Genomic DNA, 7,158 nt, shown 5'->3' on the forward strand with positions numbered 1-7,158 from the left:
GTACCGGGCCCGGGGGAGGGGTCGAGGGTTCCCACGTGCGAGGCGGCGAGTTCCTCGTCACCCGGACCGGGTGCGGGGAACAGCACCGAACCCAGCACGGGGCCCCCGAGCGCGATCAGGGCGGTGACGGCCGTGGCCGCGCCCAGCGTCGTCCACACCCGCCGGCCGGGCGTCAGGCCGCGGCGCGACCGGCCGGGATCGCGGCCGAAGACCTCGGCGAAACCGGCGTGCGGGGCGGGTTCCGTGGAACCGTTCGGTGGTACGGGCTTGGCCGACACGGTGTGTCCTCCGGGAAGCGGGTGCGGGATCGGGGATGCCGGGATCGGGGCGGGTCACTCGAGCACGGGGACCTCCGGAATGTCCGCCACGTCCAGCACCGTCAGGGTGTCGGCGCCGGGCGCGGACAGCTCCGACATGCGGATCGCCTGTCGCTCGGTCATCGCCTGGAACACCTGCCGGGCGGTGCGGCCGTTGCCGAACCGCTCGTTGCGCGGAATGGCGTCCATGTACGCGCGCAGCGCCTCACGGGCCGCCGGGCTCAGGTCGTAGCGGTGCTGCCCCGCGTGGTGCTCGACGATGTCCACGAGCTGGTCGCCGCTGTAGTCGGTGAACAGCAGGGTCCGGCTGAAACGGGAGGACAGGCCCGGGTTGGAGTTGATGAACCGCGCCATGTCGCCGGGGTAGCCCGCGGCGATGACGACCACCTCGTCGCGGTGGTCCTCCATCAGCTTCACCAGGGTGGCGATCGCCTCGCCGCCGAAGTCGTTGCTCATGCCGGGCGGCACCAGGGCGTACGCCTCGTCGATGAACAGCACCCCGCCCCGGGCGCGGAGGAACGCCTCGGTGGTCTTCGGCCCGGTGTGGCCGACGTACTCGCCGACCAGGGCGCTGCGGTCCACCTCCACCAGGTGACCGCGCTCCAGCAGGCCCAGCGCCCTCAACAGCCGCCCGTACAGGCGGGCCACCGTCGTCTTGCCGGTGCCGGGGTTGCCGGCGAAGACCAGGTGCCGGCTGAGCGGCGGCGCGGGCAGACCGGCGTCCTGCCGCATCCGCACGGTCTGCATGAGCTTGACCATGCCGCCGACATCGCGCTTGACGCCCTCCAGGCCGACCAGTTCGTCGAGTTCGGCGAGCAGCTCCTCCAGGGTCTCCGGTTCGGGCTCGGGTTCCCCGGCGACGTCGGCGGCGTCGCTGTTCGCGGTGCCGTCCGGCGCGGTCCCCGCCGGGCCGGGGCCGCCACCGGTACCGCCGGCCGGACCGTGGGGTCCGGTGGGCGCCCCCGGGCCCCCGGGGCCGGCCGGGCCGATCGGCCCGGTGGGCGGCGCGCCCTGCCCGGGTGAGGGCAGCATCGCCGTCTCCACCCGCAGCGACACGCACTCCTCGAACTCCGGCCGCGCACCCTCCGCCGGCACCACGTCGCGGGCGCAGTCCAGCACCCGACAACCCACGAAGCGGGGTTCGGCCGCCGTCGCGACGTGCAGGGCGGGAAAGGCGCTGCCGGACACCTCGCAGCCCTCCCACCGTCCTCCGGCGGCCCGGCCGATCAGCACGCCGTTCTTGCCCGCCCCGGAGATCCGCAGGTCACGGGCGGTGACCTCGGCGCGTTCGCCGACCACGACGCCGCTGCCGGCGGAATCGACCACCGCGCCGCCCTCCACCCGCACCCGGGCGTCGGCCCCCACCACCAGGCCGGCGCTGCCGGCGCCGACCACCCGGACCCCGGAGAGCAGCGCCCGGCCACCGGGGGCGACCTCCACGCCGGCCCGGGCCGGACCGGTGACGGTGCAGTCGTACAGGGCGCGATCGTACGACGCCGTGCCGTCGCGGGCCCCGTCGTTCGGGGAGTCGGGGCCCGCTTCGGGCGGGTCGGCGGCGCCCCCGTCGGCCGGCAGCCGGACGCCGGTCTCACCGCCGGTGATCCGGGTGCCCCGCACCACCAACCGGGCGTCCGCCCCCGAGACCTCCACCCCGCACATCGCGGGATCTCCCAACGTGCAGTCCACCGCCTCCAGCAGGGCCTCGTCGGACACCGCCAGGGCGTGCTCGGCGCTGTCGGTCACCCGGCAGCCGGTCAGCTCCACCCGGGCCCGGTCCCCGGCGTGCACGGCGCTGAAGCCGGTGGTGGACAGGGAGGCATCCCGGGCGGTGACCACCGAGTCGTCCAACGCCACCAATCCGTTGCCGCCGGGCGCGACCACCCGGCCGCCGAGCAGGTCCAGCCGGGCCTCCCCGGAGACGGCCAGGGCGCTGCCGCCGGCGCGGTCGATACGGCACTCGGTCACCCCGGCCCGGCCGGTGTGCTCCACCCGCACCCCCGAACCACCGGCGCCGTCGATCCGGCACTCGGCGACCTCGCCCCGGGCGCGGTCCTGCACCAGCACGCCGTTGCGTCCCGGGGCGTCCAGCAGACAGTCCCGCACCAGCAGCACCGAGTCGTCGCGGGCGCGCAGCGCCGACCCGGTGGTCTCCCGGATCCGCAGCCGGCCGGCGAGCAGCCGGGCGGTGCCCGAGAGCACCACGCCGATGCCCGCGACGGTTCCGATGTCGGTGTCCTCCAGGCCCGCGCGGGCGTCCCCGGCCAGGTGCACCGCCGCGTGGTGGGCGTCCCCGATCCGGCAGCGCCGCATCATCAGCACGCCGCCGGTGGTGGGGTCGAGCAGTTCGCGTTCCAGGTCCAGGGCCGTGCCGGCGGGGCCCTCGGCGGTCGGGGCCCCCGCGCCCGGAGCCCCCGCGCCGGCCGCGCCCTTCGGTGAGCCCAGCACCTCCACCCGGCCGCCGGTCACCCCGCACTCCGACATCGACAGGCCGGCCGCGTCCGCGACGCGCACCAGAGCCGCCGCCGGATCGGTGCCGCGCAGCTCCAGGCCGTGCGCCGCGCAGGCCGGGGCCAGCACCTCCAGCGCCGGACCCTGCGGCGGGGCGATCACCACCGAGCCGACGCCGTGCTCGGGCTCCAGCGTCACCCGTCGCTCCAGCCGCAGCGACTCGGGGTAGACGCCGGGGGCGACGGAGATCACCGCGCCCGGCGGGGCGGCGGCCAGCGCGCGGGCGACGGTGCGGTGCGCGCCCCGGCCCCGGGGGGCGACCCGCAGCCGCTCCCCGCCCTCGCGCGCGGCCGTGCCCCGCGCCGTCACGGTGTCGCTCATCGCGCCGTTCCCCGTTCTTCCGGTTCTCTCGGTTCTCCGGGCTCTCCCGGTCGCACGTCCCGCGGTCCCGCCCGGCCGGTGCCGGCGAAGGCCCCCGGGCCCCGCCGGTCCGGCCGGCACGCCGTCCCGGGCATCATCCGACACCTCCGGCGTCCGGGGCGGGCGGGATGCGCCAGTCCGGCGGGTTCAGATCCCGCAGCGTGCCGGTGAGGAAGAGCCCGCCGAAGGACTTCTCGGCGATCTTCCCGAGTCCGCCGACGACGAAGATGTCGAAGAACCCCTGACGGTGCCACAGGCGCCCGCCCAGGGTCTGCTGGAGGATCGTCTTGCCCAGGCCCACGGACAGGCCGCCGAGGGCGCCCGAGGCCATGCCGATGGCACCCTCGCGCAGCGCGTCCAGTCCGCTGAGACGCACGATGTCGCCGTTGGCGTCCCGGACGCCGAAGATCGCCGACATCGCCGCGCCGTTGATGAAGCCGGCCAGCGAGGAGGTGGCGAAGTTGACGCCGAAGTCGTAGGAGCCGGCCCGCCAGCGGGTCACCTTCTCATTGCCCGCGAACTCCGCGGCCCAACTGTCGTCGTTCGGCCGGCGGTGGAAGGGCTGGCCCTGATCGGCACTGCTGAGGCCCACCTTCCCCGGGCCCCCGCGCTTGTGGAGGTGGTGGCCACCGGTGATCAGGGACTTGGTGCCGCTGCTGACGGTCGCGCCGAACATCGCCTTCAGGACGTCCGTGTCGGTGAACTCGTGGCCGTTGACGCCGGCGATGATGCCGTACGCGGTCAGGTTCATCGTGAAGTCCAGCAGCCAGTCCTGGAGGAAGTCGATGCTGATCGATTGCGCGCTCTTCAGCCCGAGGGCGCGGTAGCCGGGCACACCCTCGGAGGTGCCGCGCCACTCCCAGCGGTTGACCTCGCGCAGCATCCGGTCCCAGCCGCGGAACTCGTTGAGGTTGCCGAGGAAGTTGCCGTCCCGCCCCGCGAGCGCCAACGGGCCCGGGCCGCCGTCGGTGGAGCGCACGTACCCGGCGATGTTCCGGCCCCCGATGACGACCGTCGGGTCGGTGGAGTCGAAGCGCAGCGCGTGTTTCTGCCACTCCTCCGAGACCAGGAAGGTGCCGTCCGGGGCCTTCTCGCGGGCGCGCACCACGATGCCGTTGTCGAACTCCCGCCACTCGCCCCGGGTGGGGCCGATCGCGAGCGCGTCGCCGAGCTTGTCCGGGGTCGCCACGTACTCGCGCACCCGCAGCGGGGCGTCGCCGAAGGAGTCGGCGGCGGTGATCCGGGGCTGGAACGGCATCTCCTGCACGACGTACGGCGGTCCGACACCCCGGTGCACGGTGTCCACCCAGCGGGCGCCCGGCTGCCAGTCGGGCAGCAGGTCGCCGTTCGCGTCGTGCCAGGTGCGGATCTGGGTGCCGGGGGCGCCGGTGTCGAAGCGCAGGTCGTTGCCGTGTCGGTCGACCTTGCGCCACTGCCACTCGACGCCGCCGTCGGTCTTCGTCACCCGCCAGGCGTCCAGGGTGACGCCGTCGGCGAGCAGGCGGTGTTCGCGCAGCAGGTGGTGATCGTTGGTCCCGACCCGGCCGAAGTCCTGGAAGCTCTCCCGGTCCCAGGCCCACCGGTCCATGCTCCGGTCGAAGTTGACCTTCCGGACGCCGGTGGGGTTCGTGCCGTTGACGTCGGCGGACCAGGAGAACGTCATCCGGCTGCCGATCAGCGAGGGGCTGTCGAAGCCTCCGCCGCCGCGCACCGAGATGGTGCCCGCCCCGCCGGGCGTCGGGTTGGGGAAGGTGTCGGCGCGGGCCACCGGGACGCCCTGGGGGTCGTACACGGTGTGGTCGGGGCCGCGACCGGGACCGGGGGCGATGTCCAGCCGGTGGGCGGCCGAGTCGGTGAGCGGGGTGGCCCGGACCTCCGGGGCGGCGCGGAAGTCGATCGTCCGGCCGTCGGTCAGGCCGATCCGGGCGATCCGCCAGTCGGGGTCGGTGCCACCGGCCGGGCGGTGCGGGGTGGGCGTGTACCAGTCCTCGACACCGGCCGCGCCGGGGTACCGGTCCACCCAACGGACGTCCCCGGTCACGCCGTTGGGCAGGGTCACGGCGTTGATGTCGGCGTCGGCGAAGCTCCGGTGCCCCTGGAGTCCGTTGTCCCCGTCCTTCCACGGCAGGTAGCCGTCGCGGCGGGTGGCCCCGGGGGGGAGGGTCACGTCGCCCACGGTGAGGGTGGTGCCGTGGAAGAGCTTGCGGGTGTGGCCGGTGACGGCCCCCGCGGCGGAGATGTCGAGGGTGGAGGCGTCCGAGGCGATGAACCGGGCGCCGCGCGCGGTGACGGCACCGTCCGGCGCGGCTTTGAGGGTCAGCGAGAACGCCTGGTGCAGGCCGTCGGCCCGGGTGAGGGTGTTCCACAGCCCGCCGCCGCCCAGCCAGGGGGCGGTGTTCGCCAGGGAGTTGCCGTTGATCGGCAGCATCGTGTTGCGCAACCAGGCCGGCGGGCGCTGCTCCATCAGACGCCGGCCCTCCAGGAACTCACCGCTCTTCAGGGTCTTGCCGAAGGCGTTCTCCTTGCCGTGCGCGGAGATCGTCGTCCAGTCGGGCTTGATGGTCCCGTCCTCGGTGATGACGCGCTGGAGGTAGGAGCGGTTGTCGGCGGCGGTGAGCGGATTGAAGCGACCGAACCTCTCGTGGACCAGCGTCTTGTTGCCGGTGGCCGGGTCGAAGGCGTGGTCCCGCCAGCCACGCCCGTGGGTGAACTCGCGGGTGCCCGAGGCGATCGGCTTGAAGTCCGCGTCGAAGCGGACCCAGGTCGCGTCGTGCCCGCCCTGGAGGAAGGCGTGGGTGCGCATGTCGGCGAGGACGTGGCCGCCGTCCGGGTTCTCCCTGAAGTGCCGCACCCGCACGTCGAAGCCGTTGTGGGTCTGTACGTCGAACCAACTGCGGGTGCTCTCGCCGAAGTGTCGCGTGCCGTGGCCCACCACGGCGCCGTCGCCGTCGATCCGCGACCAGACCCCGCGTTGGTTGAGGAGACCGAACTCGGTGGAGGTGCTCGCCCGGTGGAAGTCCAGGACGTCGCCGCCCGGCAGGACGCGGCGTTCGAACACCTCCACCTTGCCCGCGTCCAGCAGTCGGACCCGGCCGTTCTCCAGGCCCTTGGTGTCCACGGTGCCGCCGTCGAACCAGCCACGCGCGCCGGGGCCGGCCGGATGGCCCGGGGTGACCCGGACCCAGGTCGGCTTCTCCCCGGCGGCCGAGGGGATGGTGATCTCGAAGTGCTCGTTGGGACGCATCGCGTTGCCGTGCACGATGTTGATCCGCTCGAAACGGAGGTCGCCGCCGGCGTCGTAGCGGCGGAACCCCCCGGCGTGTACCCCGCCCCGGGGGTCGTTCAGTCGGAGGTCCGTGCCCTCCCGGGTGAGGGGGCCGAGGACGTTGAGGTCGCCGTCCAGGGCGCGCAGCGCGTTGGTGTCCAGGAAGAGGGAGTCGGCGCCGTCCGAGGCGCGGATCACGGGGAAGGAGTCGTTCGTCCGCACGTCGGTCACCGTCAGGAGGCTCCCGGCCGGTGGTGGGGTCACGGGCCCCGCGGCGGCGCCCCCGGCGGGCGCCGGGGCGGGGGCGGTCCGCACGGTGTGGGTGAGCTGCCCGTTCGCGGTGAACAGGTCGAACTCGTGGTTCCCGTTGCCCACCCGGATGTTGCCGCCCGGGGTGCGGGTGACCTTCAGGCCGGCGATGCGGGCGAGGTTGTCGTCCAGCAGGACGAGCGGGCCGTTCCCCTCGAAGGCCCGCACCAGTCCGGAGCCGCCCGCCGTCAGCGGGGCCCGGTCGAGCTTCGGGCCGCCGTGGACGAAGGAGCCGTCGGAGCCGTTCAGGGTGAAGGTCCCGTTGCCGTTGTTGATCAGGAGGTGCTGGTCGCCGTGCGGGCGGAGGGTGACGCCGGGCGACACCGAGCCGTCCGCCGTGCGCACGGTCACCGCTCCGGGCGCGCCGCCGGGGGCCGGGATGGGGGTGAACAGGTGGGT

The 7,158-nt window shown here is 74.5% G+C and carries 2 protein-coding genes and 1 pseudogene; all 3 read right to left on the reverse strand.

Annotated features, from left to right (window positions below; all coding sequences use genetic code 11):
- Window positions 1–278: pseudogene (locus tag FNQ90_RS07770) on the reverse strand (hypothetical protein); the annotation flags it as partial.
- Between the two features lie 54 nt (window positions 279–332).
- A complete protein-coding gene (locus FNQ90_RS07775; protein WP_182605695.1) occupies window positions 333–3,146 on the reverse strand; it encodes a right-handed parallel beta-helix repeat-containing protein in 2,814 nt (937 codons plus the stop codon).
- Between the two features lie 133 nt (window positions 3,147–3,279).
- A complete protein-coding gene (locus FNQ90_RS07780) occupies window positions 3,280–7,104 on the reverse strand; it encodes a hypothetical protein (protein WP_182605697.1) in 3,825 nt (1,274 codons plus the stop codon).
- Window positions 7,105–7,158 lie beyond the last annotated feature (54 nt).

This window comes from Streptomyces alkaliphilus (assembly GCF_014141535.1).
Lineage (GTDB): Bacteria > Actinomycetota > Actinomycetes > Streptomycetales > Streptomycetaceae > Streptomyces > Streptomyces alkaliphilus.